Annotated in this window: 27 protein-coding genes; 13 read left to right on the forward strand and 14 right to left on the reverse strand. The window is 62.2% G+C overall.

Going from position 1 to position 25,044, the window contains the following annotated elements:
• Positions 1-53 precede the first annotated feature (53 nt).
• From KF712_17950 to KF712_17960, 3 genes are all read right to left on the reverse strand, one after another.
• Positions 54-257 (reverse strand): hypothetical protein, encoded by a 204-nt coding sequence (locus KF712_17950; protein MBX3742873.1) that lies wholly within the window; start codon positions 255-257, stop codon positions 54-56.
• A 17-nt stretch (positions 258-274) separates the two neighbouring features.
• Positions 275-2,035, reverse strand: a complete 1,761-nt coding sequence (locus tag KF712_17955; protein MBX3742874.1) for a sodium:solute symporter family protein — start codon at positions 2,033-2,035, stop codon at positions 275-277.
• Between the two features lie 72 nt (positions 2,036-2,107).
• Positions 2,108-3,223: a galactose mutarotase gene (locus KF712_17960; GenBank protein ID MBX3742875.1), complete on the reverse strand. Its 1,116-nt coding sequence runs from the start codon at positions 3,221-3,223 to the stop codon at positions 2,108-2,110.
• Positions 3,224-3,494: 271 nt separating this feature from the next.
• Between KF712_17960 and KF712_17965 the strand changes: the two genes are divergently transcribed.
• The 4 genes from KF712_17965 to KF712_17980 all read left to right on the forward strand — a co-directional run bounded on the left by KF712_17965 (position 3,495) and on the right by KF712_17980 (position 5,273).
• Positions 3,495-3,935: a GAF domain-containing protein gene (locus KF712_17965; GenBank protein ID MBX3742876.1), complete on the forward strand. Its 441-nt coding sequence runs from the start codon at positions 3,495-3,497 to the stop codon at positions 3,933-3,935.
• 61 nt (positions 3,936-3,996) lie between these two features.
• Positions 3,997-4,467, forward strand: a complete 471-nt coding sequence (locus tag KF712_17970; GenBank protein ID MBX3742877.1) for a single-stranded DNA-binding protein — start codon at positions 3,997-3,999, stop codon at positions 4,465-4,467.
• Positions 4,464-4,910: a DoxX family protein gene (locus KF712_17975; protein ID MBX3742878.1), complete on the forward strand. Its 447-nt coding sequence runs from the start codon at positions 4,464-4,466 to the stop codon at positions 4,908-4,910. The genes KF712_17970 and KF712_17975 overlap by 4 nt, the downstream gene beginning before the upstream one ends.
• Positions 4,911-4,922: 12 nt before the next feature.
• Complete coding sequence (locus KF712_17980; GenBank protein ID MBX3742879.1) at positions 4,923-5,273, forward strand: acyl-CoA thioesterase; 351 nt, start codon at positions 4,923-4,925, stop codon at positions 5,271-5,273.
• A gap of 143 nt (positions 5,274-5,416) precedes the next feature.
• Here the strand turns inward: KF712_17980 and KF712_17985 are convergent, their stop codons facing one another.
• Positions 5,417-5,920, reverse strand: a complete 504-nt coding sequence (locus KF712_17985) for a PEP-CTERM sorting domain-containing protein (GenBank protein ID MBX3742880.1) — start codon at positions 5,918-5,920, stop codon at positions 5,417-5,419.
• A gap of 128 nt (positions 5,921-6,048) precedes the next feature.
• Between KF712_17985 and KF712_17990 the strand changes: the two genes are divergently transcribed.
• Positions 6,049-7,620 carry an FAD-dependent oxidoreductase gene (locus KF712_17990; GenBank protein MBX3742881.1) on the forward strand — a complete coding sequence of 524 codons (1,572 nt, stop codon included), beginning with the start codon at positions 6,049-6,051 and terminating at the stop codon, positions 7,618-7,620.
• A 136-nt stretch (positions 7,621-7,756) separates the two neighbouring features.
• Here the strand turns inward: KF712_17990 and KF712_17995 are convergent, their stop codons facing one another.
• Positions 7,757-8,038 (reverse strand): hypothetical protein, encoded by a 282-nt coding sequence (locus KF712_17995; protein ID MBX3742882.1) that lies wholly within the window; start codon positions 8,036-8,038, stop codon positions 7,757-7,759.
• Positions 8,039-8,106: 68 nt separating this feature from the next.
• On the opposite strand from KF712_17995, the gene KF712_18000 reads away from it, so the two are divergent.
• Positions 8,107-8,604 carry a hypothetical protein gene (locus KF712_18000; protein ID MBX3742883.1) on the forward strand — a complete coding sequence of 166 codons (498 nt, stop codon included), beginning with the start codon at positions 8,107-8,109 and terminating at the stop codon, positions 8,602-8,604.
• A gap of 54 nt (positions 8,605-8,658) precedes the next feature.
• Here KF712_18000 and KF712_18005 read toward each other — a convergent pair whose 3' ends face one another.
• Positions 8,659-9,165 (reverse strand): hypothetical protein, encoded by a 507-nt coding sequence (locus tag KF712_18005; protein MBX3742884.1) that lies wholly within the window; start codon positions 9,163-9,165, stop codon positions 8,659-8,661.
• A gap of 99 nt (positions 9,166-9,264) precedes the next feature.
• Positions 9,265-11,571 (reverse strand): outer membrane protein assembly factor BamA, encoded by a 2,307-nt coding sequence (bamA, locus tag KF712_18010; GenBank protein MBX3742885.1) that lies wholly within the window; start codon positions 11,569-11,571, stop codon positions 9,265-9,267.
• Positions 11,572-11,761: 190 nt separating this feature from the next.
• Here bamA and KF712_18015 point away from each other — a divergent pair, with 190 nt between their 5' ends.
• Positions 11,762-13,399 carry an ABC-F family ATP-binding cassette domain-containing protein gene (locus KF712_18015; GenBank protein MBX3742886.1) on the forward strand — a complete coding sequence of 546 codons (1,638 nt, stop codon included), beginning with the start codon at positions 11,762-11,764 and terminating at the stop codon, positions 13,397-13,399.
• Between the two features lie 83 nt (positions 13,400-13,482).
• Here the strand turns inward: KF712_18015 and KF712_18020 are convergent, their stop codons facing one another.
• From KF712_18020 to KF712_18040, 5 genes are all read right to left on the reverse strand, one after another.
• Positions 13,483-13,941, reverse strand: a complete 459-nt coding sequence (locus KF712_18020; GenBank protein MBX3742887.1) for a GNAT family N-acetyltransferase — start codon at positions 13,939-13,941, stop codon at positions 13,483-13,485.
• Between the two features lie 42 nt (positions 13,942-13,983).
• Positions 13,984-14,898, reverse strand: coding sequence for an amidohydrolase family protein (locus KF712_18025; protein ID MBX3742888.1), 915 nt, complete (start codon positions 14,896-14,898; stop codon positions 13,984-13,986).
• A 12-nt stretch (positions 14,899-14,910) separates the two neighbouring features.
• Positions 14,911-15,681, reverse strand: coding sequence for a glucosamine-6-phosphate deaminase (locus tag KF712_18030; GenBank protein ID MBX3742889.1), 771 nt, complete (start codon positions 15,679-15,681; stop codon positions 14,911-14,913).
• 117 nt (positions 15,682-15,798) lie between these two features.
• Entirely contained in the window at positions 15,799-16,659 is an 861-nt protein-coding gene (locus KF712_18035; GenBank protein ID MBX3742890.1) for a YceI family protein, read from the reverse strand.
• Between the two features lie 250 nt (positions 16,660-16,909).
• Positions 16,910-18,385: a helix-turn-helix domain-containing protein gene (locus tag KF712_18040; GenBank protein ID MBX3742891.1), complete on the reverse strand. Its 1,476-nt coding sequence runs from the start codon at positions 18,383-18,385 to the stop codon at positions 16,910-16,912.
• A 100-nt stretch (positions 18,386-18,485) separates the two neighbouring features.
• On the opposite strand from KF712_18040, the gene KF712_18045 reads away from it, so the two are divergent.
• From KF712_18045 to KF712_18070, 6 genes are all read left to right on the forward strand, one after another.
• The gene (locus KF712_18045; GenBank protein MBX3742892.1) at positions 18,486-18,989 is read left to right on the forward strand and encodes a methylated-DNA--[protein]-cysteine S-methyltransferase; all 504 of its coding nucleotides are present in this window, start codon (positions 18,486-18,488) and stop codon (positions 18,987-18,989) included.
• A 147-nt stretch (positions 18,990-19,136) separates the two neighbouring features.
• Complete coding sequence (locus KF712_18050; protein ID MBX3742893.1) at positions 19,137-19,901, forward strand: hypothetical protein; 765 nt, start codon at positions 19,137-19,139, stop codon at positions 19,899-19,901.
• A gap of 84 nt (positions 19,902-19,985) precedes the next feature.
• The gene (locus KF712_18055) at positions 19,986-20,912 is read left to right on the forward strand and encodes a GNAT family N-acetyltransferase (GenBank protein MBX3742894.1); all 927 of its coding nucleotides are present in this window, start codon (positions 19,986-19,988) and stop codon (positions 20,910-20,912) included.
• Positions 20,909-21,337, forward strand: coding sequence for an NUDIX domain-containing protein (locus KF712_18060; GenBank protein ID MBX3742895.1), 429 nt, complete (start codon positions 20,909-20,911; stop codon positions 21,335-21,337). Before KF712_18055 ends, KF712_18060 begins: the two co-directional genes overlap by 4 nt.
• On the forward strand, positions 21,334-21,927 hold the full coding sequence (locus KF712_18065; protein ID MBX3742896.1) for a TIGR00730 family Rossman fold protein: 594 nt from the start codon (positions 21,334-21,336) through the stop codon (positions 21,925-21,927). The genes KF712_18060 and KF712_18065 overlap by 4 nt, the downstream gene beginning before the upstream one ends.
• Positions 21,928-21,956: 29 nt before the next feature.
• Positions 21,957-22,793, forward strand: coding sequence for a hypothetical protein (locus tag KF712_18070; GenBank protein MBX3742897.1), 837 nt, complete (start codon positions 21,957-21,959; stop codon positions 22,791-22,793).
• A gap of 177 nt (positions 22,794-22,970) precedes the next feature.
• On the opposite strand, the gene KF712_18075 is transcribed toward KF712_18070, so the two are convergent.
• Together KF712_18075 and KF712_18080 are read right to left on the reverse strand one after the other, a co-directional pair.
• Positions 22,971-23,492 carry a L,D-transpeptidase gene (locus KF712_18075; GenBank protein MBX3742898.1) on the reverse strand — a complete coding sequence of 174 codons (522 nt, stop codon included), beginning with the start codon at positions 23,490-23,492 and terminating at the stop codon, positions 22,971-22,973.
• 249 nt (positions 23,493-23,741) lie between these two features.
• On the reverse strand, positions 23,742-24,623 hold the full coding sequence (locus tag KF712_18080; GenBank protein ID MBX3742899.1) for a hypothetical protein: 882 nt from the start codon (positions 24,621-24,623) through the stop codon (positions 23,742-23,744).
• Positions 24,624-25,044: the final 421 nt, after the last annotated feature.

Consider the following 25,044-nt stretch of genomic DNA (forward strand, 5'->3'; position numbering starts at 1 on the left):
CGGGAAGCCATCGCGGGAAATGTACCCGTGAGGCAGGGGCAGGCTTGGTCACCTCATTCGGGCTTCTTGCCCAACCGGGTCAGCGCCAGCATGAACAACCCGAAGACCAGCAGGACGATCCCCCACTCCAGGTTGATGTTCTTGCCGAGCGATTTCTCATACATCTCGCTCCCCCGCGTGGCCACGCCGTAACCGGTGAGGATGAGGCCGAAAAGCGTGAAGAGAATGCCGATGGGAAGGCGGAGATCAAAGGCCATGACGGTGGTTGTGGAGGTTACCAGAAGTAGAAGTTGAGCGCGGTGACCGCGATGATGATGAGGGCACCGAGGACGGCGGGGCGGGTGTACCATTTGCCGCCTTCCTCAACGTGCTTCGGCGTCAGGGAATAGACCAGACCGGCGAGCTGGGCGTCGGTTTTTTCCCGCGCCTGGGTCAGGGATAGGACGACGTTGGTGACGAAGGTGACGGTGAAGGCGACGCCCGCCACATAGAAGCTCTGGGACATTTCCTTCGGCAGCTCGATGAGCGGGGTGATCCATCCGCCCTTGATGAAGCCGACGGGATTTCCGGTCGCGATGCTCAGGCCATGGAAAGCGAACGCGGAGGTGGTGCCCGCCACCAGCCCCCAGAAGGCACCGCGGCTGTTCGAGCGGACGGTGAACATGCCGAGCAGGAAGGTGGCGAAGATGGGCGAGTTCACGAACCCGAAGACCATCTGCAGCAGCGACATGATGTTGTTGAAGTTGCTGGCGAAGTAGGCGCAGCCGATGGAAAGCAGGACGCCGAAGATGGTGGCGTAGCGGCCCATCCTCATGAGCTGGCGGTCCGTCTTCACCCCCGGGAACTTGCTTTCGTAGATATCGTAGGTCCAGACGGTGTTGAAGGCGGTCACGTTCGCCGCCATGCCGGACATGAAGGAGGCCATCAGGGCGGTAAGCGCCAGCCCGAGCATGCCGTTCGGGAAGTAGTGGAAGATCATCGACGGCAGCACCTGGTTGTAGTTGGAGACGCCGTCCTTCATCGGGATGACGTAACCGCTGTTGGTCGTCATGTGGGTGAGCGCGTAGGCGATGATGCCCGGCAGGATGACCACGGCGGGGAACAGCATCTTCGGCACCGCACCGATGAGCGGCGTGCGGCGGGCCGCTCCCATGGAACGGGCTGCCAGCGCGCGCTGGACTTCCGCGAAGTTCGTGCACCAGTAGCCGAACGAAAGGACGAAGCCGAGGCCGAACAGGATGCCATACCACGGCACTCCCAGCGGATTGCTGATGCCGGCGGTGTCCTTCCACAGGTGCATGGCCTCCGGGCGGGTGGTCGAAATTTTCTCCACCAGTCCGTTCCAGCCGCCCACGGCCTCCAGGCCCAGCCATGCCAGCGGGGCGATGCCCAGCAGGATCATGAAGAACTGCAGCACCTCATTGTAGATCGCGGAACTGAGGCCACCCTTCAGGATGTAGGCCAGCACCACCACGGAGATGACCAGCAGGGAGACATGGTAGTTCCACCCCAGCAGGAGGTTCAGCAGTTCCGCCAGCGCGTGCATGGAGATGCCGGAGGAGAACAGCGTAAGTACGGCGAAGGAGACGGAGTTGAAGGTCCGCGTCTTCTCATCGTAGCGCATCTTCAGGTACTCCGGGACGGAGCGTGCCTTCGAGCCGTAATACATCGGCATCATGAACACGCCGAGGAACACCATCGCGGGAATGGCTCCCACCCAGTAGAAGTGGGCGGTCATGATGCCATACTCCGCGCCGGAGGCGGCCATGCCGATGATCTCCTGCGCGCCGAGGTTGGCCGAGATGAACGCGAGGCCGGTGATCCAGCCGGGGATCGCACGGCCGGAGAGGAAAAAGTCCTCCGAGTTCTTCATGTAGCGCTTCAGGGCGAAGCCGATGAACATCACGGTAAGGATGTAAGCCGCCAGGATCGAGTAATCGACGAAGTTCAGCTTGATGCTGGTGGAGAAGCCGGACGCCCTGATGTCCACGGAGGAAGTGGCGGCGAGCAGGGCGGGAAGAAGGTCGGACGACATTGGGGACTGAGTGGGATTCAGGGACTGCGGGAAAGTTTCAGCCGGGATACCGGGGGGATGGCAAGCGTGGTCTCACCGCACGGCGAACTTGAAGATGATGCGGTGCTGGTACGTTTCGCCGGGCCGCAGCACGGTGCTGGGGAAAGAGGGCTGATTCGGCGCGTCCGGGAAGGCCTCCGTTTCCAGGCAGAGGGCGGTACGCTTGTGGTAGGGAACGCCTCCCCTGCCCTTCACCGAGCCGTCGAGGAAGTTGCCGAGGTAGAAGTGGATGGCCGGGGCGTCCGTGGAAACGGTGAGGATGCGGCCGCTTTTCGGGTCCTCGACGGTGGCCGCCTTGCGCACGCCGCTGCCGGGGCGCAGCACCCAGGCGTGGTCGTAACCGCCTGCCAGCTTGAGCGCCTCGAAATCCTCACCGACGCCTTTCCCGATCTCGGTCGGCTTGGTGAAATCCATCGGCGTGCCCGCCACCGGAGCCTGCTCCCCGGTGGGGATGAGGCCCTTGTTGGTCGGCAGGTAGTGGTCCGCCTCCAGTGTCAGCAACTGGTCGGTGACCGGCGCGGCGGGATCTCCGGAGATGTTCCAGTAGGCGTGCTGCACCAGGTTCACCACCGTGGGCGTATCCGTGGTGGCGGTGGCGTGCCAGCCCAGCTCGTTGTCGTCGTTGAGCGTGTAGGTCACCTTCACGGAGAGATTTCCCGGAAAGCCTTCCTCGCCATCCTTCGACAGGTAGGTGAACTCCACGCCATCCGCGGTCTTTGTCCCCTTCCACAGCACCTTGTTGAAGCCGACTTTCCCGCCATGGAGGCTGCACGGCATGCCGCCGGGGCTGTTGTTCTTCGCCAGCGTGTATTCCTTTCCATCCAGCGTGAACTTCCCGTCCGCGATCCGGTTGCCGAAGCGGCCGACCGTCGCGCCGAAGTAGGCGGTGTCCTTCAGCCAGCCTTCCAGGGTGTCATGGCCATGGGTCAGTTCGGCGGATTTCCCATTCCGGTCCGGGGCTTCCACGGATGCCAGGATGGCGCCATACTCGGTGACCTTCACCCGCATGCCCTTCCCGTTCTCCAAGGTGAAGATCTTCACCTCCTGCCCGTCCGGCATTTCCCCGAATTTCTCTTCCTTGATGGATGCCGCTGCCACTGTCGAGGCAACCGATAGGAAAACAGCCACCGACTTGAAAGGGTTTTTCATACGTCTCCCCGTCTATTCCACCCGGACCGGTCCGCCAAGAGGCATTTTTCCGCTCACTACCCTGACTGGATGACCAGCGTGAGGGAGGCCTTCTTCAAGCGCAGATTAAGAATAGGGTATCGGGAATTTCTGAATCAATCTGCGCAATCCCGCATCAATCCTCTTAATCTGCGCTGAAAGAAACCGTCCACAACCCCAATACCCCACCTCCTTCTTTATCCCCCATCAAGATGGATGACGCCGCCGGGTTCCCGTGCTAGGTAAGCGGGAAATGAAACCGACCCACGATTTCGAGGCGCTGCTCGCCACCATCCTCCAGGAGTTCGACTGCCAGACGGGCACCATCCACCGGACGGACGCCAGCGGGGAACTGCTGGAGCTGGAGGCCCAGATCGGGGTGCCGGAGTTCGTGCTGGAGAAGATCACCCGCATCCCCTTCGGCAAGGGCATCGCCGGGGTGGCGGCGGAGAAAAAGGAGCCGGTGGAGCTGTGCAACCTCCAGGCCGATCTGGGCGGCGTGGCGAAGGAAGACGCCCGGAAAACCAATGTCGCGGGTTCCCTGGCCGTACCCGTCATGATGTATGGCAGCGGCAAGGTGCTGGGGACGCTGGGCATCGGCAAGCACGTGCCGCATGACTTCACGGAAACCGAAAAGCGCCACCTGGCCATCCACGCGGAGCAACTGGCCACCCTCTTCGCCAGCGAACTCTGAATTTCAAACGGAAAAGGTCCCGGCAGGTTGACCCGACCAAGGTTCCTGATAGATTGGCGGTATGACCAATGTGGAAACAGCAACGCGGATCCTGGACACGATGCTGGGGCACCTGGGTTTCACGGTGACCATCGAGGTGCAGGACACCCACGACGGACCCTGTCTCCAGATCCACTCGGGGGACAGCGAATCCATCATCGGCCATGACGGCGACCGCCTGGACGACCTCCAGTATCTGGTGAACCGCATCCTGCGCCGCCACATCCCGGACGCGGAGCGGATCAAGGTGGACTGCGGGCACTACCGCTCCATTCAGGAAGACCGGCTCCAGGAGGAAGTGCGCGCCCTCGCGGAACGGGTGAAAAGCACCGGCAAATCCCTCCAGATGAGGCCGCTGAACGCCTACTACCGCCGATTGGTGCACAATGTTCTCGTAGGGGACCCGGCGGTCGTTTCATCCTCCCCGGGCGGAGACGACCGGCTGAAACGCATCACTGTCTCTCCGAAACCAACCTCTGCTCCCGCTGAATGAAAAAATTCTTCTTTGATTGCGGCACCCGCGATCTGACCGCCTCCTTCGGAATCTTCGTCCTCCGAGTCTCCATCGGCCTGATGATGCTGCTGGGACATGGCATCGACAAGATCAAGGCATTCGGAGCCAAGAAGGATGCCTTCCCGGTGCCGGACCTGTTCCCGCTGAAATACATGACCCCGCCGATCAGCATGATGGCGACCATCGGCGCGGAAGTGGTGGCGGCGGGACTGCTCATCATCGGTCTGGCTACCCGTCCGGCGGCTTTCATCCTGGCTTTCACCATGGTCATCGCCGCATTCCAGATCCATCACAGCGATCCGTTCCTGGTGAAGGAAAAAGCACTGCTTTATCTGGCGGCTGTGGTTGCCATCCTCCTGACGGGTGCAGGCTCATGGTCGCTGGATGCGACACTTTCCAAGGAGAAACGCCGCCGCTGGTAAGCCATCCCGCTCATGGAGACCCACCGCCTCGTCCTACCAGCGGATCTGAACCAATATGGGTTCCTTTTCGGTGGCAGCCTGCTCGCGTGGGTGGATGAGGCATCCTGGATCGCCGCCAGCCTGGACTACCCGCAGAGCCTGTTCGTCACCGTGGGGATGGACCTGGTGGAGTTCCGCCACAGCGTCCGCCAGGGAACCATCCTCGCGATCAAATGCGAGCGGGCCAAACAAGGAACCACCAGCGTGACCTACGCCGTGGAGGTGCGTGACACGAAATCGGACGGCGGGCCGATCTTCTCCACGAATGTGACCTTCGTCAGCGTGGATGGAGAAGGGCGGAAGAAGGCGATCTCCGGCGAGTAGCGGCATCCGGGTGTAGCGAAGGTCGTGAGACCTTCGGCTGTGGGGAGGTCCACTGGGGACCGGAGCTGACTTACCTGGGAGAGCAACGCACCGCCGAATCTCTCACGAGATTCGCTACCGCCACGGATTCGCTTCGCCTTGGATCAACGTCGGCGGCGCAGGCCGGACAGGCATCCACCGGCGATGAGCAGCAGCGCGGCGGATGGCTCCGGAATCACCTCGATCGAGTTACCAATGGGGACCAATTCGGCGTAGTATCCTTCACCCCGACGGCTATCGCGCCCCCCCCGAATCTCCTCATTGCCATCGAAAAACCGATCGCCCCTTGGCCTTTCTCCGGAGCTTTCCTCACTGGAGCCGTCCGGAGAAGTCAGCCAAATTTCAAGCAATCCCGGAGGAATCTCACGCTCCGGAGCAGTCGAGTAATAGGCGACATAATTGCGGATCGATTCAAGATCGGACCGCCCGGTAAGTCGGGCTATACTGCCAATCGCCGACTGCTGATGAATCACATCCAGACCGGTGCTCCATTTCAGAGGGATGCCGGCCTCATCTTCCGCGCCAATCCAATAGAGCGCGGCCGCTCCCGCCTCTTGGAAGAGAAAGAAGGGCAACAACCCGGAAAGAGCCCAGCGCCATGTTGTCATCTTGGATCGATTCAAACAGATCGAACTGATCTCGCAACCCCTGAATACTGTCAGACATACCCGTTGATTCCTCATCCCCGTGCCTTCGGGATTGAACCACCGCCGCCGTCCCTCCATCCTGCCCGCCCGTGGCCGCCACTGTTGAAACCGTCGATATCATCCTTCCGCTCGAAGAGTCGGAAAACGAGGAATCACGCCGCAAGGAGGCGGCGAAAAAGCTGGGGCTGCCACGTTCACGGGTCACGGACACCAAGCTCCGCAAGCACTCCATCGACGCCCGCCAGCGTGCGGTGAAAGTGCAGCTCAGGCTGGATGTGGCGCTGGATGGACCCTTCGAAGCCGAGGAACCGCCCACCTGGTCCTGCCCTCCCCTACCCGCTGACGCGAAGACCTGCATCATCGTCGGCTGCGGGCCGGCCGGGCTTTTCGCTGCGTTGCGCTGTCTGGAAACCGGCGTGAAACCCATCGTCCTGGAGCGCGGCAAGGACGCCAGCGCCCGCCGGTTCGACCTGGCACCGATTCTCCGCGAGGGACGGGTCATCGAGGAGTCGAACTATTGCTTCGGCGAAGGCGGAGCGGGCACCTACTCCGACGGCAAGCTCTACACCCGCGCCACCAAGCGCGGCCCGGTCGCCCGGGTCTATGAAATCCTGGTCGCCCATGGTGCGCCGGATCGGATCCTGACGGACGCGCACCCGCACATCGGCTCCAACCTGTTGCCGAACGTGGTGAAAGCCATCCGGGGGTCCATCATCGCCGCGGGCGGAGAGGTCCGTTTCCAGACAAAGGTGGTGGATTTCCTGCTCACCGGGAACCGCCTCCATGGCGTGGTCACCGCAGGCGGAGAGGAAATCACCGCGGACAGCGTGATCCTCGCCACCGGCCACTCCGCGCGGGACATCTACAAGTTGCTGGCGGAAAAAAAGGTTCTGATGGAGCAGAAGCCCTTCGCCGTCGGCTTCCGCATCGAGCATCCGCAGCCGTTCATCGACCGGGTGCAGTACCACCTTTCCCCGGGCCAGCCGCGGCCCGACCTGCTGCCCGCCGCACGCTACCGGCTGGCGACGAAGATCCGCGACCGCGGCGTCCATTCCTTCTGCATGTGCCCGGGTGGCTGGATCGTCCCCGCCGCCACAGAGAATGACGAAGTGGTGGTGAACGGCATGAGCCTTTCCCGGCGCGACTCGCCTTTCGCGAACTCCGGCATGATCTCCACGGTCGAGCCGGAGGACATCCAGGACCTCACCAAGGAACACGGCGTGCTCGCGGGCATCGTCTTCCAGAAGCAACTGGAACAGACCGCGAAAAAGGCGGGCGGTGGCGGACAAGTCGCGCCCGGCCAGCGGGTCACGGACTACATCGCGGGGAAAATCTCCACCGATCTCCCGGAGACGAGTTACTTCCCCGGCGCGAAATCCTCCCCGCTCCATGAGCTGCTGCCAAAGTGGATCACCAGCCGCATGCGGGAAGGATTGAAACTCTTCGGCACCCAGATGCGCGGCTATGTTTCCAGCGAGTCGCTGCTCCTCGGCTTCGAGACACGCACCAGTTCCCCGGTGCGGATCCCCCGCCGGGATGACACGCTGGAGCACCCGGAGATCAAGGGCCTGTTCCCCTGTGGCGAAGGCGCGGGCTATGCCGGTGGCATCGTCAGCGCGGCGCTCGACGGCATGCGCGTGGCGGATGCGGCGGTGGTGTGAGAGATGGCGATCCCCGGGGTAGCGAATCTCGTGAGAGATTCGGCTGGGGGGCAGTCCATGGAGAACCGGAGCCTCTCCCCTATCAGACGCCCACTCCACCGAACCTGCGCGAGGCTCGCTACAACAATCCGACTCTCTACGGGAAATCCGGCAGCTCGACCTCGAAGCCCTCACCGGCCAGGAACTCGCCCAGCACCCCCAGCCATCTCTCCGGGGTGTCGCCGTTCTCCAGAACCAGGGGGAGGACAATCTCCCACCGATCCGGCTCCTCCGTAGGGAGAAGCATCACCCGTCCGTGGATCACCCCGCCGTGGATCATCTGGAACCGGGCCAGCGAAAACGGGAGATCCCCACGGTTGCCCTGTCCGGTCCGGATTTCCAGCTTCACCGATGCTTCCTGGTTGGAACCCTGTTTCATAAAGTGACGGTATCGAACCCCGCAACCGCAGCCTTGCGGAAGGGATCTCCTCTGGCCATGGTAAAAGGATGAAGATCCCGGGATGGCTGGTTCCTCTCCTGTTCAGTGCGGGCACCCTGCTGGCGGATGCGCCACTGCCGCCGCCAGCACACCACGCCACGGAGTCCTCGGACAAAAAGACAGTGGTTATCTCCGATCCCAAGGAAGGTACCCTCTGCAAGACAAGGAACGGCGGAAGGGTCCTGTGGCGGACCAACGGATGGTTCCGCTCCATTTTCCTGTCCGACGATGGTATCCATATGGTCACCGCCTATGACGGACTGAATCTCATTCCCGTCAATCACCGGCCTGAGATGACCATCCTCACCTTCTGGAAGAACGGGAAGATCTTCAGGGAAGTTCCGCTCAAGGAGCTGGTCCCGGAGAAGGAGTCCCTGCTCCGGACCGTCTCCCACTACGAATGGGGAAGTGTCGCAGGTGTGTCCAAGGCCGGGAAGCTGCAGGTTAACACCGCGGACGGAAGGAAGCTGGAGTATGATTTTGAGACGGGCCTGCCGTCAAAGTAACCGGCGGCAGGGGCAGAAGCAGATGAATGGCCTTGGGCTCGCACATAGAACCCGTCAACCCAGCGTCGTTCTTACACCAAGTCTCCTGAGAAAAGCATCTCTCCCGGCAAGAAAATCGGAAACCCGGACCTTGCCATGTCGCCGGGTGGGAATCACCCACCACTTCATCAAGGCGGAGTAATAGGGAGTCCCCATCTCCTCCAGTGGAATCTCGCGGTTTCTTCTCCAAGGAGAGAAGCACCACAACGTGCTGCCGTCACAGCCGATGCGAACCCAAAACACCTCCAGCACGAGAGGTATGGCCAACGACCCGAAGATCAGAACCAGCATCATTGCATCGAACCGTTGCTCCGGCCCTGAGAAAATCCAGAGGCCAATCAACCACAGGACCAGCACACCCAGCAACGCGGTGAAAATCCTGATTCCCCTGCCATACTCCAGCCAGGTCCGGTCTCCATTCGTTCTTCCCGGCTGACCTGCCGCCCGGGAGAACCGGATGATCAACACCGGAATGGCGACGGCCGCCAGAATCCGGGCCATGATCTCGATCGCTTCCTTCATGATTTCATCCTTTTGGGATGACGGAACGCCCTTTCTCCCAAGAAAAAACCGGCCTCCCTTGCGGAAGGCCGGTTTTCCGGAAAATCCACTACGAGTCTCTTAGTACTGGTAGTTCAGGTAGAAGTTGAACTGGCCGCCCTGGTCGGCCTCCTTGTCAGGCGAGCTGACCGGGATGGCGTAGTCGAGCGCGAGCGGCAGCGGGCTGATCGGCAGCTTGAGGCGGATGCCGACACCCACGTCGCTGTAGAGATCGGATGGGCTTGGATCCCAGCTTCCGGCATTGACGAAGCCCATGTCATAGAAGACGGCCGCACGGACGGTCTCGACGATCGGCACGGTGTATTCCACGGAGAGGAAGCCGAGGGACTGGCCGCCGATGACTTCACCGGTGCCACCTGCAACGTCACGCGGACCCACATCGCGGAACTCGAAGCCACGGAGGGTACGGCCACCGCCGAGGAACATCCGTTCGAAGACCGGCACATCGCCACCCCATCCATCGACGAAGGCAAGCTCACCGTTGAGGGAGAGGATGGTGTCCCACTTGAGGTTCCAGTATTTCTGCCCCTGGAGGGAGAGGGTGAAGGTTTCCACATCGCCGCCGAGTCCGGCAACGGTCAGGCCGGCGTCGAACTTGTGGCCGCTGCGTGGAAGCAAGGTGCTGTCCCGGCTGTCGTAGATGTAGTTCGCGGACAACGCGCTGCGGAGGAAGTCGCCTTCCTCGCCGTTGAGGAGGGACACCGCGGGAACATTGTTCTCCAGGTCGATCTCCACCTGCTCGAGGCGGTATTCGAACTTGAGGGAGCTGCGGTTGCCGAGGGGTTTCCGGAGGGAGACGGCGGCACCGACGTTCGTTTGCTCGAAGTAGTCGCTGAAGTAGGTGGACTGGCGGAAGAAGAGTTCACCACCGAGCGCGAGCTGCTTGTCCATGAACCATGGCTCGACGAGCGACATGCTGAAGTCCGTCCGCTCGGAACCGAGACGGAGGTTCATCGCGAAGCGCTGGCCGCCACCGGTGAAGTTCCAAGGATTGAAGAGGTCGAAGTTGGACTGCTCCAGGTTGAGGAAGCCGACGATGCTGTCGATCGAGCTGAAACCAAGGCCGACACCGACGGAGCCGGTGGCCTTCTCCTCGACGAGGACGTTGACGTCGCGGTAGCCGGAACCGCCCGGGCTGCCGGAAGCCTGCACTTCGCTGAAGTACTGGAGGTTCTCCAGACGGGCCTTGGTGGTGTCCAGTTCCACGGAGTTGAACCAGTCACCCGGCTTGAGCGGGACTTCCCGGCGGATGACCTTGTCCTTGGTCTTGGTGTTGCCCTCGATGTTGACCTTGCCCACGCGGTAGCGGGAGCCTTCGGTGATCTTGTAGTGGATGTTGACCCGGTTCGGGCCGGCGTCGGTGATGTGGGGATCGACCACCACGTCCGCATAGCCGCGGGATCCGTAGTAGCTGCGGATCATGGTGACGTCATCCCGCATCTTCTTGGAGGAATAGGCGGAATTGCTGTTCAGCGTGAGCGCGGGGTAGAGTTCATCCGACTGGAAGACGGTCATCTTTCCGAAGCTGACACCGTTGACGGTGTATTTGTCGCCTTCGTTGATGTTCACCACGAGGTCCACGCGGCCATCGGAAACCGGCTCACGGGTGACATCCACCTGCACGCGGAGGTAGCCCTTGCTCTGGTAGTAGTCGGAGATGGCCTCCTGGTCGGTGTCGAGCTGGGTGGATTCGAAACGTCCGGACTTGGTGAGCCAGGAGAACCAGCCCTTTTCCTTCGTTTTCATCTCCTTGCGGAGTTCGCTGGCGGTGAAGTTGTTGTTGCCGTTGAAGCGGATCTTGCGGACCTCGTTCTTCTGGCCTTCGTCGATGACGAAAATCAGGTCGGAGGCGCCTTCGCGGGCGGTCGGCTGGGTGCGGTGGGTCACGGACACGTCCGGATAGCCGTAGCCCTGGTAATATTTCTCGATGTTCCGGCGGGCTTCCAGGATCTGCTCGTCACTGAGGGCGCTGCCGGTCTTGAGCTTGGACTCCTTCGCCAGCTTCTGGTCCTTGAAAATCGTGTTGCCGACGAAACCGACCCCCACCAGTTCGGGACGGGTCGTCACTTCGGCGATGACCTTCACGCCCGCGCCGGATGGCTCGGCAAGGAAACGCACGTCGTCAACGAGGCCGGACGCGAAGAGCGTGCGGATATCGTTGTCCAGCCCCTCGGCGCGGTAGGTCGTTCCGGCCTTGGTGTTCATGAGGTTGCGGATGCGGGCCTCATCAACCGTCTTCGCACCGCGATACTGGATCGACAGTTCGGAAATGGTCTTTCCCTCGAAGTCCTGCGCCTTCAGCTCTCCAGCCACCGAAAGCAGCGCGAGCGAGGAATAGGCGGCGGCCCGACCAATGCGGTGGGACATCTTTTTTCGTGTCGTGTGTTTCGGACGCATGTAGTGTTCTGGATGCGGTATTAAAGCCCGTCACCCCCCCTCCCCGTCAAGGTCAATAGCGGTTTCCAACAGTTAGAGCCTCCCCCGGGCGGTCCGCGCCGGATTTCCCGGAATGCGGGAATCCCTTGCCCACAGCCCTCCTCTCCACTACATCCGCCGCGTGCTCACGATCCACAAGCTCACCAAGACCCTCGGCGGACGCACCCTGCTCCGCGAGGCGGAAATGACCATCAACTGGGGCGAGCGCGTCGCCCTCGTCGGACCGAACGGCGCCGGCAAGTCCACCCTTTTCCGGATGATCCTCGATGAAGACCAGCCTGACGAAGGCACCATCGAGCGCGACGAATACGCCATCACCGGCTACCTCCCACAGGAGGCGGGCGAGCCGACCGACGAAACGATCCTGGAAATCGCCATCGGCATCACACCGGAACTCATCGGCTACCTCCGGACCATCCGCGAGGGCGAAAAGTCCGGCAACCTTTCCTCCCCGGAGTTCGCCCACGCACAGGATCAGTTCACCGCGCTGAACGGCTACCAGCTTGAGCCGAAAGCGAAGAAGATCCTCGCTGGCCTGGGTTTCAAACAGGACGACTTCGCCAAACCCGCGCGTGAATACTCCGGCGGCTGGGTCATGCGCGCCCACTTGGCGAAGCTGCTGGTGATGGAGCCGGACCTGCTCATGCTGGACGAGCCGACCAACCACCTGGATCTCATCTCCCTGCTCTGGCTCCAGCGCTACCTGCTGAACTACTCCGGAGCCATCCTCATGATCTCCCACGACCGGGACTTCATGGACTCCATCATCGAGACCGTCGTCGAGATCGACCCGGACGCCGCCGCCCTCCTTTCCTATACCGGCAACTACACCTCCTACCTGGACCAGCGGGAGAAACGGTTCGAGCAACAGACCGCCGCCTACCGGGCGCAGCAGAAGGAAATCGAAGGCCACCAGGAGTTCATCGACCGCTTCCGCCAGGTCGGCTCGAAAGCCGCGCAGGTGCAGTCCCGGATCAAGTTCCTCGAAAAACTGGAGCGGGTGGAGAAGCCGCGCACGCCGAGGAAGCCGTTCAAGTTCAACTTCCCCCAGCCGCCCCGCTCGAACCAGAAGGTCATCGAGTTGAGCCAGGTGGAACAGTCCTATGGCGACAAGCTGATCTACAAGGGCCTCGACCTCGTCGTGGACAAGGGCGAGAAGATCGTTCTCGTCGGCCCGAACGGCGCGGGCAAGTCCACCCTGCTCAAGATCCTGGCCGGGGTCATCCCGATCAGTGGCGGCAAGCGCGAGCCGGGGTACGCGACGAAGATCGGCTACTACTCCCAGCATCGCTCCGAAGCCCTCAATGAGGACAACACCGTGCTGGAGGAGGTCATGGCTTCCTGCACCACTCTCCGTGAGGAGGATGCACGCGCCATCCTCGGCTCGTTCCTGTTCCGCCGTGCGGATGTGGAGAAACGCTGCGGCGTCCTTTCCGGTGGTGAGAAGTCCCGCCTCAACCTGGTGAAGTTCCTGGTCGATCCGCCGAACCTCCTGCTGATGGACGAGCCGACGACCCACCTCGACATCCTTTCCATCGACTCGCTGGTGCAGGCGCTGAAGAACTACGAAGGCACACTGGTCTTCATCTCCCACGACGTCCACTTCATCCGCACGCTGGCGGAAAGCACCTACCACATCACGCGGAACGAGAAGAATCCGGAGAAGGGCGCCCTGCTGACGAAGTACAGCGGCGGCTACGACTACTTCCTGGAGAAATCCGGACTAAGTGATGATCGTGGCGCGGTGACGGCGTCCTGAGCGGGAGCCCGCGGCAATGAAACGGTGGCTGTCGCGTCCCGCGGCAGGCCGTGGCTGCGGCGTCCCGCCGAAGCATTCCATTTTCAACCGAGACGCTTCGTGAAAATAGAGCGTTCATCATCACTGAAACCATCCGCAAGGTAAAGGTTCCCGGCTTTTTCATTGTGGTGGTTCACTTCCAGCCGCAGCGCGTGGATGCCGCGCTGCCGCGCCCATGATTCCACCTCTCGGAATCCCTGACGCCATTTCCCCCCACCCCGGAACTCGGGAAGGATGAAAAGTTCATCCAGCAGGACATAGCGTCCGCCGAACTCCACGCTGAAGCCCAGCGTGGCGATGAGATACCCGGCCAGCACGCCCTCCACCCGCAGCAACCACACGCCGCCGAGATCCGGATCCGCCAGCAGGTCCACGACCGCCGAGCGGACGGACGGAGCGTCATGATCCAGTTGTTCCTCGGAGTAGAATGCCTCCAGCAGGGGCAGCAGTTCCTCCACATCATCAGGGATGGCGTGCTGCCAGACGGAAAGCTCGGGCGTCATATGGGAATCCAACACGAGGATCGCCCCGTTTGCAGCCACATTCTACAGGCCCAGCATGCATCCCACCCGTATCGAGCAAGCGGCAACCGCATCCTCACGCGACCAGCCGAGGAAGCCACGCACATTTTCCACCGCACGGTCCATCGTCAGCGAAGATCCTGCGAAGGTTTCCTTGCCCGGCTCACGGACGACGCCGTCCTCCCCCACCTCCACCTCCACGTGGGCCAGCGAGTATCGGCCCGGCCCGGCACCGGCGGCGGCCATGCAGTCGGTGGTGAAGAGGACTTTTCCCGGTGGCTTCGCGCGCACGAAATTCCGCAGCACTCCGGGCGGCAGGTGGATGCCATCCGGGATGAAGACCGCCGTAAGCTCGTCCCGCGCCAGCAAGCGCTGGATCACGTTGTCATGGCGGTGCATGGTGACCGGCACACCGTTCCCCACGTGGGTGCAGAGCGTCATGCCCGCGTGTATGGCGACTTCGATGTCCGCGTCGGACGCATTGGAATGGCCGATGGCCGTCCTGACACCACGGGATGCGGCGTGCGCGATGAGTTCCGGAGAACCGCGCAGCTCCGGTGCGAGCGTGACCAGCCGCAACAGGCCGCCGGCCGCCTCTTGGAAAAGATCGAACATCCGCAGGTCCGGCGCGGACATGCGGCGGGGATCATGCGCGCCGTGATAACCCGGCTCCGGCAGCAGCCATGGCCCCTCCAGATGGAATCCGGCAATGATTTCCCGGGCAGCGGGTGACGCCTCCCGCAGTTTCCGGAGATGTTCCAGCCGCCGGCAGAGGGCATCCGCCCGGTCTGTAATGAGGGTGAGCAGGATCTTTCCCGTGCCATGGCGGAGCAAGGCGTCCATCGCCCGCTCCAGGGCGGCGGCGTCCACATCGTCCCGCTGGAAGTCCACTCCGGCGAAGCCATTCACCTGGAGATCGAAGTAAGGTGCTGCTGACATCATCCGGAAAAGTCAGTGGTCGAGCAGCGAGGCGGAGTCATCATCGAGATAGAGGAACGAATTCGTATGTCCGCGCAGCAGGGTGGCCGGACATGCCGTGCCGACCGGCCCCAGCAGGGTGTTCCTCACCGCTTCCGCTTTCCTCACTCCGGGGACGATGCAGACCAGCATCCCGGCACGGGCGAACACGGGCAGGGTGAGGCTGAGCGCGTGGGTAGGCACCGCGTCCAGCGTGGGGAAGCAACCATCGTTCACCTGCTGCTGACGGCAGATGGCATCCAGCTCCACTCTCTTGATCAGATGGGGATCGTTGAAATCCGCGACTGGCGGATCATTGAATGCGATGTGTCCGTTTTCACCGATGCCCATGCTGATGATGTCGATGGGCGCGGCGGAAAGCAGCGCTTCGTAACGGACACTTTCCGCAGAAGGATCCGCCTCCCCGCCGATGGGGTGGAACGCGGCCACCTCCACATGATCCAGGAAGTGCTCCCGCAGATAGCTCCGGAAGCTCTGCGGTGAATCCGCCGTGAGGCCGACATACTCGTCCATGTGGAAAATTTCGACCTTGCTCCAGACTTCCGGCGCGGAGCGCACCAGCGGGATGAGCGCGGCATAGTAGTCATCCTGCGATGGGGCGCATGCCATCACCATGCGCGCGCCGCCCTTCTCCGCCACGATGCGGAGGATCTCCCCATGGACCTTTGCGGCGGCGGCCGTGCCCATCTCCTTCCGGTTGAAATGGATGAAGACTGCGGGCTGGGCGAGTGGGTTGGCGGACATGGTCAGGAGTTTCTGGCTTCTCCCCATCCATACGTGACCCGCTTCTCTCCGTCTATCGGCGTATGCCTCCGGATGGGTCCGCTTTTCCTTTCAAATATGCTGCTTTTCCGACGTCGGTCATCCGGCCACGGTCGCCACCTTCAGGTGCAGGTGAATGACATCATTCACTACATGCTGGCCCAGCCTGGAGAAGAACCTGCCGGAACCGTAGATGGAACCCCACTGCGTGCGATCGAAATCCACCATCGCCTGCGCGACGTATGAGCCGTCGTCCTTCCGCGCGACGAGCGCGTCGAAGGAAACGGGCACCGTCTTTCCGCGCAGCGTGAGGTTCCCCGTGATGCGATGGTTCGGGAGGCCATCGCTGACACCATCGATGGGGTTCGTTGAAACCACCGTGAACACAGCCACCGGATGCTCCCCGATGCTGAAGAAATCATTGCTCCGCAAATGATCGACCAGCATGCGGTTCATCGCCGAGTCCGAAAGGTCGGTGCAGGCCAGCGATTCCATGTCCACATGGATCTCCCCGGCCACCAGCTTTCCATCCCGGATCTCCAAAGAGCCGTCCTTCAGTTTCAGTGAGCCGGTGTGGAAGTTGAAAAGGTTCCTGCCCGTCCAGTGGATGAAACTCGCCCCCGGATCGACAGCCAGCTTTCCCTCCGATGAAGCGGCGGCATCCCCCTTCCCCTCCGGCGTGCCGCCGTCGGCCTTCCATTTCTCCAGACCACCGGGCATCACGGAGACGTTGGTGTAACCCGCCTCCTCCAGCCGCCCGACGGCGACCTCCGCCTCCTTCGTGGAGTCACAGTATCCGCAAACGGTGAGTGCGGTGCCCGTGTCCGGAAACGCCGCCTTCACCTTGTCGATGAACGCGGTTTCATAGACGCAGAGATTCACCGCACCCGGAACATGCTCCGCATCGTAGGAGTCCGCGGAGAGGATGTCGATCAGCGTGGAGGAAGGAGAAGAAGCCATGCTCCCGATCTAACACGGCTGCGGAGCGGATGCAACTTGGGGGGGAGGAGGCCTGGCAGGGATGCCACTCCGTGGCGTCCGGCTGGGGAGATGATACCCGCCTGGCAATATCGGTTCATCAAAGAACGTCAACGGACACGGCGGCATTACCCATGATGCCGTGGTGTGAATGGCGGGGTTTCACCTGCGGATGTTGTCGCCCCCACCGGACGCCACGGAGTGGCATCCCTGCCAACGTGTTCACCCGCCGCTACCCCAGCGACCGCCACAGATGCAGCACCGCATAGCTCCGCCATGGCCGCCAGGGTTGGGAAAGCAGTTCCGCCTGCTTCGCGGTCACGCCGCCGAGGCGGTTGCGCACGGCGATATCTTCCTTTGGGAACGCGTCCGGCCAGCGCAATGCGCGCATGGCGATGTAATGTGCCGTCCACGGGCCGATGCCCGGGAGCGCCTCCAGGCTGCGGATGGTGGCGTCCGGATCGCTCCCCGGCTCCAAGGACAACGCGCCGGAGCGGAACGCCTGTGCCAGGGCGAGGATGCACCGCGACCGCGCGCTGACGATGCCCAGCCGGGCGACATCATCCACCGTGGTGGCGGCCACCTTTTCCGCCTGCGGCGAAAGGCGCGTCAGCTCCGGGAAGGGTGTCACGATTTTCTCCCCGAACGCTGCGGCAAACCTCCCCGCGATGGTGGTGGCGGCGCGCACGGTGATCTGCTGTCCGAGGATGGCACGCACCACCATCTCGAAGCCATCGAAGGCACCCGGCACGCGCAGGCCGGGATTCCCCCTCACCGCACCCCCCAGCACCGGGTCCTTCCCCAGATGGGCGGAGATGAGGTCCGGCCTCGCGACGAGGTCGAAGACATTGCGCAGCCGCCCCAGCAACGCGGGCAGCACCGGGACCAGGGAATGGCTGAACTCCACCGCCAGCGCGTGCTTCCGCACCGCATGCGTGACACTGATCCATCCCGTATGCCCGCCGATGCGGACGGTCCGCAGGTAGGCATCCTCCGCCACCCATTCCACGTCCTTCATCATGCGTCCACGGAGGAAGTCGAGGATGCCTTCCCAATCGTAAGGCGGCCGGTAGGTCAGCAGCAACGTGGAGGTATCCCCGTGGGCGGCGGCCTTCGCCCCTCCGCCCGCCGCTTCTTTCCGCAGTCGTCCCGGGGGCATCTTGTAGTGCGTGACGAAAGCATCATTGAACCGGCGCAGGCTTGCGAAGCCGCTGGCAAAGGCCACATCGATCACCGGCAGCTTCGTCTCGGTCAGCAGTTGCTTCGCCAGCAGCAGCCGCCGCGTCTGGATCAGCTCGATGGGTGAAACGCCGAGTTCCGCCTGCACGATCCGCCGCAGGTGCCGCGAACTCATCCCCAGTCCGGCGGCGATCTCCTCCAGCCCCGCCTCGTCGCTGTCGCCCAGGCCTTCCCCGATCCGCTGGACGATGAGATGGGCGATCCGGTGCGCTTTGTCCACCGGAGCATTCCCCGGTGCCAGCTCCGGACGGCAGCGCAGGCAAGGACGGAAGCCCGCCTTCTCCGCCGCCTCCGCACTGGCATGGAAGCGGCAGTTCTTCCGCGCAGGGGTTTTCGCCGGACATACGGGGCGGCAATAGATGCCCGTGGAGGTCACCCCGACAAAGAACACGCCGTCGAACCGGGCATCATGGGAGGCCAGCGCTTGATAGGCGGCATCGTCATCGATCATGCTGCGACGGTAGCCCATTCCGCGGCAGATACTCGCCATTTCCGGACATGGAATGGAAATTCGCTTCCATGTCCGGAAATGGCCAGCATCCACTCCGCGTGTGGTGCATGGTGGGGCCATGAAAACGACGAAGAGCTGGTTCACGAAAACGATGCCCTCCCCTGTCGGCGTGCTGACCCTCGTCGCCGGAGAGGCGGGTCTGGCGGCGGTGCTGTGGGAGGATGACGATCCGAAGCGCGTCCCGCTCCACCCGCGTGAGGAAAGCCCCGACCATCCCGTGCTGCGGGAGACGGAAAGGCAACTGGCCGCCTACTTTACCGGAAAGCTGGAACATTTCACCGTACCGCTGGAGTTCCATGGCACGGAGTTCCAGAAAAAGGTATGGGCCGCGCTCACCCGCATCCCCTTCGGTGAGACGCGGACCTACGCACAGATCGCGGTGGAGGTCGGCAGCCCCGCTGCGGTGCGGGCCGTGGGTGCGGCGAACGGGCGGAACCCCATCTCCATCATCGCACCCTGCCACCGGGTCATCGGTTCGAACGGCAAGCTCACCGGCTTCGCGGGAGGACTGGAGGCGAAATCTTACCTGCTTCACCTGGAGTCCGGCGGACTGCTTCTTTGAAGGGCTGGGGATCACCATCGGTCGGCGGAGTGGCAAGGCCCCGGCGGCAGCGACTCACCCAAAAGTGTTAGCCGGCAGATATTGTCTGAATCGCGGAGTCTGTTTTGTATCATGGCCCCTTCGTTCCCGGATCAGCTCGCCAGAACCATGAAACCAAGATCGTCCGCGTCCTACTCCAGCCTGCTCCTGTTGCCACTGGTCTTCACCTCCGCCCAGGCTGCGGTCCTCGGTTTCTGGAATTTCGAAGCAAATCCCGGTGTGGGTCCGAACTACGCCCCGGTCGGCACGCCTCCCACAGGAGTTACAGTGTCTCCGTTGACCGCAGGTTCCGGATTCGCCGATGGAAACTACGGGACCAACCAGGGCATCGCCGGAGTCGGCGGCTCCAGAGCCTATGTCTTCCTCGCCAGCAACGTGGGAACCACGGCCGGTGGCGCACTCACTGGCGCTGGAGCTGGAACCGGCCCGGACACCTTTACCTTCACGGTCACCGCGGGAAGCGGCTACGCGCTACAGTTCAGCCAACTGAGCCTCTACGCATGGGGTAACGCGAACTTCAAGGCCGGCACCTACAGCTTCTTCGTGCAAAGCAGCCTGACGGGTAGCACGATCCTGGACTCCCGCACCATCACCGCTGCGGAAGGTGTCACCGCCATCGGAAACACCACCAACCCCACCGCGGGGAACAACCAGTACACGCTGGATCTCTCCGCGGTTCCGGAACTCGCCAACGTCACCTCGGACGTGACATTCACCATCGGTGTCTACCGCTCCAGTGACGCTGCGGGGAACATGCGGTTCGACAATTTCCAGATCGAGGGCAACATTGTCCCCGAGCCGGGCGGTGTTCTCCTCGGTGGCCTGGGCATCGGAGCAACCCTCATGCGACGGAAGAGATTCCCCAAAGCGTGATTCCCCGGACCTTCCTACAACAAGAACCGGAGCGGGTGGCCCGACCTTTACGTCAGGACAGGCGGCTGCTTTGGTGGCGGAAGCATGGAATACCACATCGATGATCAGGCGGACGCGGACTCACTGCCTGCTGCCGTCCGGAAAGGCATCCGGGAAGCGGACCCGGATGGACTGGGAGGCCGTGACTGGCAACCCCTCCACCTTTCGCTGAAAGGCGATGACGGAAACGTGGCGGGCGGACTCTACGGAGCCACCATGTGGTCATGGCTGATGATCGACGGACTGTGGATTTCCCCATCCCTCAGAGGCCGGGGTTTCGGAAAGAAGCTGCTGCTGGCGGCGGAAGCCATCGCCGTCAGCCGGGGCTGCGCCGGATCATGGCTCGGCACTTTTGATTTCCAGGCCAGGGATTTCTACGAACATCTGGGCTACCGGGTGTTCTCCGAGCTGCCTGGATTCCCTCCCGGACACACACATTTCCATCTCTCGAAAAAGCTTATACCGGAGAGCGAGGAAGTTGAACGGACATCTCCGCCCCCGTCATCCATCCGCATCAGGGAAACCACAGTCACCGATTCCGCCGGATGGCTGCGCCTGCGTGAGATGCTGTGGCCGGGCGCGGACCACCAAGTGGACATTGCGCGGCATTTCGATCAACCCACTCCGGGCGTCACGTTGGTCGCGGAGGATGCCGCCGGGAAGATCATCGCGTTCGCGGAGATTTCCGTGAGAACGGATTGGGTGGATGGCGCGACGACTTCTCCTGTCGCGTTTCTGGAAGGCATCTTCGTGGACCCAGCCGTGCGCGGAACGGGAATCGCGCGGGCGCTTGTTTCCGCTGCCGCAGATTGGACGCAGGGCAACGGGTATCAGGAACTCGGCAGCAATGCGGAGATAGGAAATGGGAACGCCATCGCCTTCCATCTGGCATGTGGTTTCCGGGAAGCGGAGCGGAATGTCGCGTTCATCATGTCATGCCAAATGGATTCGTCGATCCAACCCACGAAATGAACGTTCCCTCGCCCCAAACCCGTTTCGGTGCCTATGCCATCCTGATCGATCAGGGTAAGATCCTGCTGTGCCGGTTGTGTAATCCGGACAAGTGGCACGGTTACTGGACGCTGCCCGGCGGAGCGCTGGAGTTCGGTGAGAGTCCGGAGCAGGCGATGATCCGGGAGGTGGAGGAGGAAACAGGATTCATCGTCCGTCCCATTGGCATCACCGGCATCGACACGATTTATAACAGAACCGTACCCTATCACGGCGTGCGGGTGGTTTATCATGCGGAGATCACCGGAGGCACGCTACGCCATGAAACCTCCGGCAGCACGGACCGCTGCGAGTGGCATGACCTTTCCCGCCTGCATGAAATCGGCCTTGTCGATCTAGTTCAGGAGATTGTGAAGTGGCCGTGGAACTCCGACTCCCCGCCATGACTCCATCCGCACCCAAGGCCATCTGCGTCTATTGTGGCTCCAGTCCCGGACTGCTGCCTGAGTATGCGGAGGCCGCGGTGCATGTGGGCAGAACGCTCGCAAAGCGCGGCATCACCCTGGTCTATGGCGGTGCCCAGGTCGGACTCATGGGCATGATGGCGGATGCCGCACTGGATGCCGGCGGACGGGTGATCGGCGTCATGCCCCGGCTGCTGATCGAAAAGGAAGTCGCACACTCCGGACTGACGGAGCTTCACTCCGTGGAGTCCATGCACCAGCGCAAGACGCTGATGGCGGATCTTTCGGACGGCTTTATCGCCCTGCCCGGCGGCGTGGGCACGCTGGAAGAAATCTTCGAGGTCTATACGTGGACACAGATCGGCTTCCACACGAAGCCCTGCGCCTTCCTGAACGTGGCGGGCTTCTACTCCCCGCTGTTCCGGTTCCTGGAGCACGCCGTCGCCCAGCGCTTCGTGCGGGAGGAACACCACCGCATGCTGGTGATGGAGGAGAGCATCGGGGATATTCTGGAGCGGTTCGGGAATTACAAAACGGCCATCACGGACAAGTGGATGGATGGGAAGCGATGAAGAGTGGCCGCCCTCATACACGCCTCCATGTGATCCTTGCCCGTGATGCTCGCAAGGCAGTCGTCATCCGCCGCGGGCCGTCGAAATGCGTGTGCACCATGGAGTGGGATCGCGACACGGACCAATTCACTATGGGCCAATGGATGCGGGGCATGATCAGGGAGCGTTTTTCCGATCTCTCGCCGGATGGGAAGCATTTCATCTACAGCGCCTACCGACCGCAGAGCCGGAAGGCCGAGGAACTGACGGTGATTTCAGTAGCACCCTATCTGAAGGCCATCGGGCTATGGGCGGGCAATGCGTTCATCGATGGCAAATTGATAGGATTCAGCACCGGCGGTGGCGGAGTCTTCGTCAGCAATACCGCATATGCGATGCACAGGATCTACTTCTTTGGTCCGCCCTATGAGGAGTTTCAACCCATCGATCTACGGGAGGTGGAAGACTCCTACAGTCCCTATCACACAGGAGATATCGGAGGATTGGGATCCTATCCCATCCGGCTTCAATGGGGAGGCTGGACCAGAGGTGATGCTACCGAAGAAGACCGTCATCACCGGCTGACTTTCAGCAGAGACATCGGCTGCAACTGGGTTCTCGAAAAGATCGTCCATGTGAATTGGCGGCCGGGAAGCCCAAGATCCAAAGGATCCATTTACGAAACCCATCGGCTTATCCACCGGGCGACCCGTGTGATCCACGACCGCCCACTGTGGGAGTGGGCGGACCTGGATCGGGACCGCCTTGTCTGGGCGGAAGGAGGATCCTTGTGGGCAGGCCGCGTGACACCCTACGAAGTGGCAGACGTAAGATTGCTACATGACTTCAATGGCATGCGTTTCAAAGCCATCAGGGCGCCCTACTAAGGTGTCTTCATGAAAAGGTTGGCCGCAGCGGTACATTCCTTGGTTGGGACGCCTATCCTCCGGGGGGCTGGCACCGACCTACCAGTGATGTGTTTCCGACGGATGATGTGGCGGATCTGTTAGATCCGGATTACCGCTGCCGCCGAGTAAGGAGGGTTGACACTCCTTACTTTTGGCTCAGCGGCGGACGATGACGGGGGTGCCGATTTTGACGGCATCGTAGAACCGCTTGGCGTGGCGCGGCGGGAGGCGGACGCAGCCAGCGCTGGCGGGGTAGCCTGGGACATTCCCGGCGTGGAGGCCGTAGGCACCGGTGAAGCGCATGAAGTATGGCATGGGCACGCCCTCGAACCGGCTGCCGGGCGGGCGGCCTCCTTTCCGGATGTCGATGTTCTCCTTCACCACCTTGCCGTTGCGGACGTAGTTGCCATAGAGGGATGACCGGTGGTCGGGGCTTTTCTGGATGATCCGGTAGCGGCCGGTGGGCGTCGTCTTTCCTTCCCTGCCGGAGGAGATGGGGGAAATGGCGACGACTTTGCCGTGCTGGAAGAGGGTGGCCTTCTGGTCCGTGAGATCGACCTCGATCTTCCGGCCGCTGGTGCCGCCGCGATCCATCATGCCGCCGAGCTCGGGGATGGTGGTGCAACTGGTGAGGCAGGCAACGATGGCGGCGAGCGGGAGTACGATGGGACGGGACATGGAAAGATGGATGTTCTCCTGTCCCACTGGTGGCGGGGATTGTCAAATGATCAGCGTCCGCCGACGTTGTGAGCGAGCAAGGAGGGTGAACATTGCGGCAGAGCCGCTATGTCCGCTTCGCTCCCATTCCTGTCCAACGGAGGCATTGGCGAATGATATAAGAGGGCGGATTTCCCCTGAAATGCTTTTGCTATGGGTTCCGGTTGCAGCCGTAGGACAGGAGTGTCCTACCTCCTTACTGGAGAATCCTTACTTCACCACTTCCTTATACTTCACCATCAGCTCATCCGCACGCTTCTTCGCTTCATCCAGCGGCAGCCCGGCCTTGACGCCGGGGCGGAGGTGTTTCGTCTCGGAGAGCCAGGCATACTCCAGCACACCGGCTCGTTCGGAGAGGATCTTGAGCGCGTCACCGGTTGGCAGGACGGGCTGCCCCGGTAGCTTCAGCAACGGCCACAGTCCCTTCGCGGCGGCTTCCGCGATGAAGCGGTGGCCGTCCCCGCCGGGGTGGACGCCATCCTTCGCGTAGATGAAGGCGGGATCCTTCGCCTTGGCGTCCGCCACGGCGCGCTTCAGGTCGGGGCGGATGTCCACGGTTTCCCAGCCCTCCGCCCGCATGGAGACCAGCCAGGCGGCGTAGGCGTCCAGCACCTTGTCATAGCCCTGGGTGTCCTTCTCCGGGGTGTCCGGCATGAACAAGGGAGCGGAAAGGAAAATGATGCGTCCGCCGATCTTCTCCACCTCCTCCTTCAAGCGGGTGGCACCCTTCTCATGGGCGGCCTGCCGTTGCGGATCGAGCGGCAGATAGATGCCGTCGTTCATGCCGTAGCAGGCGAAGACCAGCGTCGGCTTATAGGCGGTGAGGACACGGCCCAGCCGCTCGTGCAGGTCCGGCCGGGGGAATTTCCCGCCAGCATGGCCGTCCTCGGAAAGACCGGAAACGGTCTCACTGCCGAGGCCCATGTTGACGACCTCCGCATCACGGTAGATGTCGGTGTTCCGCAACGCGCCCTCCACCAGCGTGGCCCAACGGCCATCCTGGGTGATGCTGTCGCCGAGGAAAAGGACGCGTGTTTCCCCCGCGCGGAGCATGAGCGGGAAGAACAGGAAGAACCAGATGAGACGGATCATGGTCCACATTCAATCGCGCACTCCATTTCCGGACAATCCATTATTGGCCAGGCATTGGGAGCGGGAGAGTAAGGAGGAAGGACATTGCGGCAGAGCCGCTATGTCCGCTTCGCTCCCATTCTTGTCCTTCGGCGGCATTGGCGATGGACGTGAAAGGCGGATCTGTCCCGGGATGCCTTTGCCCCGGGATCCTGTTGCGGCCGCCGGAGGGACGTCCGCCCTCCTTGCCCCCACCCCAAAAAAGCGGGGCAGTCCTGATGAAGGACGACCCCGCCGGATCCTTTGGCACAGGCCGCTCCCAGCCCGTCAGTTCGGCGCGGAGCCGAGCAGGAAGATCCCCGACTTCGGACCCGGGAGTCCGGACAGCGTCAGGTTGAACACAACCTCCCCGGAATCGTTGATCGCACGGCCATAACCGCCC

Source organism: Akkermansiaceae bacterium (assembly GCA_019634595.1).
Lineage (GTDB): Bacteria > Verrucomicrobiota > Verrucomicrobiia > Verrucomicrobiales > Akkermansiaceae > Luteolibacter.

What these genes read in the sequence shown, in the direction of transcription:
- KF712_17950 (MBX3742873.1), bottom strand. Translation starts at nt 257, where the DNA reads ATGGCCTTTGATCTCCGCCTTCCCATCGGCATTCTCTTCACGCTTTTC.
- KF712_17955 (MBX3742874.1), bottom strand. Translation starts at nt 2,035, where the DNA reads ATGTCGTCCGACCTTCTTCCCGCCCTGCTCGCCGCCACTTCCTCCGTG.
- KF712_17960 (MBX3742875.1), bottom strand. Translation starts at nt 3,223, where the DNA reads ATGAAAAACCCTTTCAAGTCGGTGGCTGTTTTCCTATCGGTTGCCTCG.
- KF712_17965 (MBX3742876.1), top strand. Translation starts at nt 3,495, where the DNA reads ATGAAACCGACCCACGATTTCGAGGCGCTGCTCGCCACCATCCTCCAG.
- KF712_17970 (MBX3742877.1), top strand. Translation starts at nt 3,997, where the DNA reads ATGACCAATGTGGAAACAGCAACGCGGATCCTGGACACGATGCTGGGG.
- KF712_17975 (MBX3742878.1), top strand. Translation starts at nt 4,464, where the DNA reads ATGAAAAAATTCTTCTTTGATTGCGGCACCCGCGATCTGACCGCCTCC.
- KF712_17980 (MBX3742879.1), top strand. Translation starts at nt 4,923, where the DNA reads ATGGAGACCCACCGCCTCGTCCTACCAGCGGATCTGAACCAATATGGG.
- KF712_17985 (MBX3742880.1), bottom strand. Translation starts at nt 5,920, where the DNA reads ATGACAACATGGCGCTGGGCTCTTTCCGGGTTGTTGCCCTTCTTTCTC.
- KF712_17995 (MBX3742882.1), bottom strand. Translation starts at nt 8,038, where the DNA reads ATGAAACAGGGTTCCAACCAGGAAGCATCGGTGAAGCTGGAAATCCGG.
- KF712_18000 (MBX3742883.1), top strand. Translation starts at nt 8,107, where the DNA reads ATGAAGATCCCGGGATGGCTGGTTCCTCTCCTGTTCAGTGCGGGCACC.
- KF712_18005 (MBX3742884.1), bottom strand. Translation starts at nt 9,165, where the DNA reads ATGAAGGAAGCGATCGAGATCATGGCCCGGATTCTGGCGGCCGTCGCC.
- bamA (MBX3742885.1), bottom strand. Translation starts at nt 11,571, where the DNA reads ATGTCCCACCGCATTGGTCGGGCCGCCGCCTATTCCTCGCTCGCGCTG.
- KF712_18020 (MBX3742887.1), bottom strand. Translation starts at nt 13,941, where the DNA reads ATGACGCCCGAGCTTTCCGTCTGGCAGCACGCCATCCCTGATGATGTG.
- KF712_18025 (MBX3742888.1), bottom strand. Translation starts at nt 14,898, where the DNA reads ATGTCAGCAGCACCTTACTTCGATCTCCAGGTGAATGGCTTCGCCGGA.
- KF712_18030 (MBX3742889.1), bottom strand. Translation starts at nt 15,681, where the DNA reads ATGTCCGCCAACCCACTCGCCCAGCCCGCAGTCTTCATCCATTTCAAC.
- KF712_18035 (MBX3742890.1), bottom strand. Translation starts at nt 16,659, where the DNA reads ATGGCTTCTTCTCCTTCCTCCACGCTGATCGACATCCTCTCCGCGGAC.
- KF712_18040 (MBX3742891.1), bottom strand. Translation starts at nt 18,385, where the DNA reads ATGGGCTACCGTCGCAGCATGATCGATGACGATGCCGCCTATCAAGCG.
- KF712_18045 (MBX3742892.1), top strand. Translation starts at nt 18,486, where the DNA reads ATGAAAACGACGAAGAGCTGGTTCACGAAAACGATGCCCTCCCCTGTC.
- KF712_18050 (MBX3742893.1), top strand. Translation starts at nt 19,137, where the DNA reads ATGAAACCAAGATCGTCCGCGTCCTACTCCAGCCTGCTCCTGTTGCCA.
- KF712_18055 (MBX3742894.1), top strand. Translation starts at nt 19,986, where the DNA reads ATGGAATACCACATCGATGATCAGGCGGACGCGGACTCACTGCCTGCT.
- KF712_18060 (MBX3742895.1), top strand. Translation starts at nt 20,909, where the DNA reads ATGAACGTTCCCTCGCCCCAAACCCGTTTCGGTGCCTATGCCATCCTG.
- KF712_18065 (MBX3742896.1), top strand. Translation starts at nt 21,334, where the DNA reads ATGACTCCATCCGCACCCAAGGCCATCTGCGTCTATTGTGGCTCCAGT.
- KF712_18075 (MBX3742898.1), bottom strand. Translation starts at nt 23,492, where the DNA reads ATGTCCCGTCCCATCGTACTCCCGCTCGCCGCCATCGTTGCCTGCCTC.
- KF712_18080 (MBX3742899.1), bottom strand. Translation starts at nt 24,623, where the DNA reads ATGATCCGTCTCATCTGGTTCTTCCTGTTCTTCCCGCTCATGCTCCGC.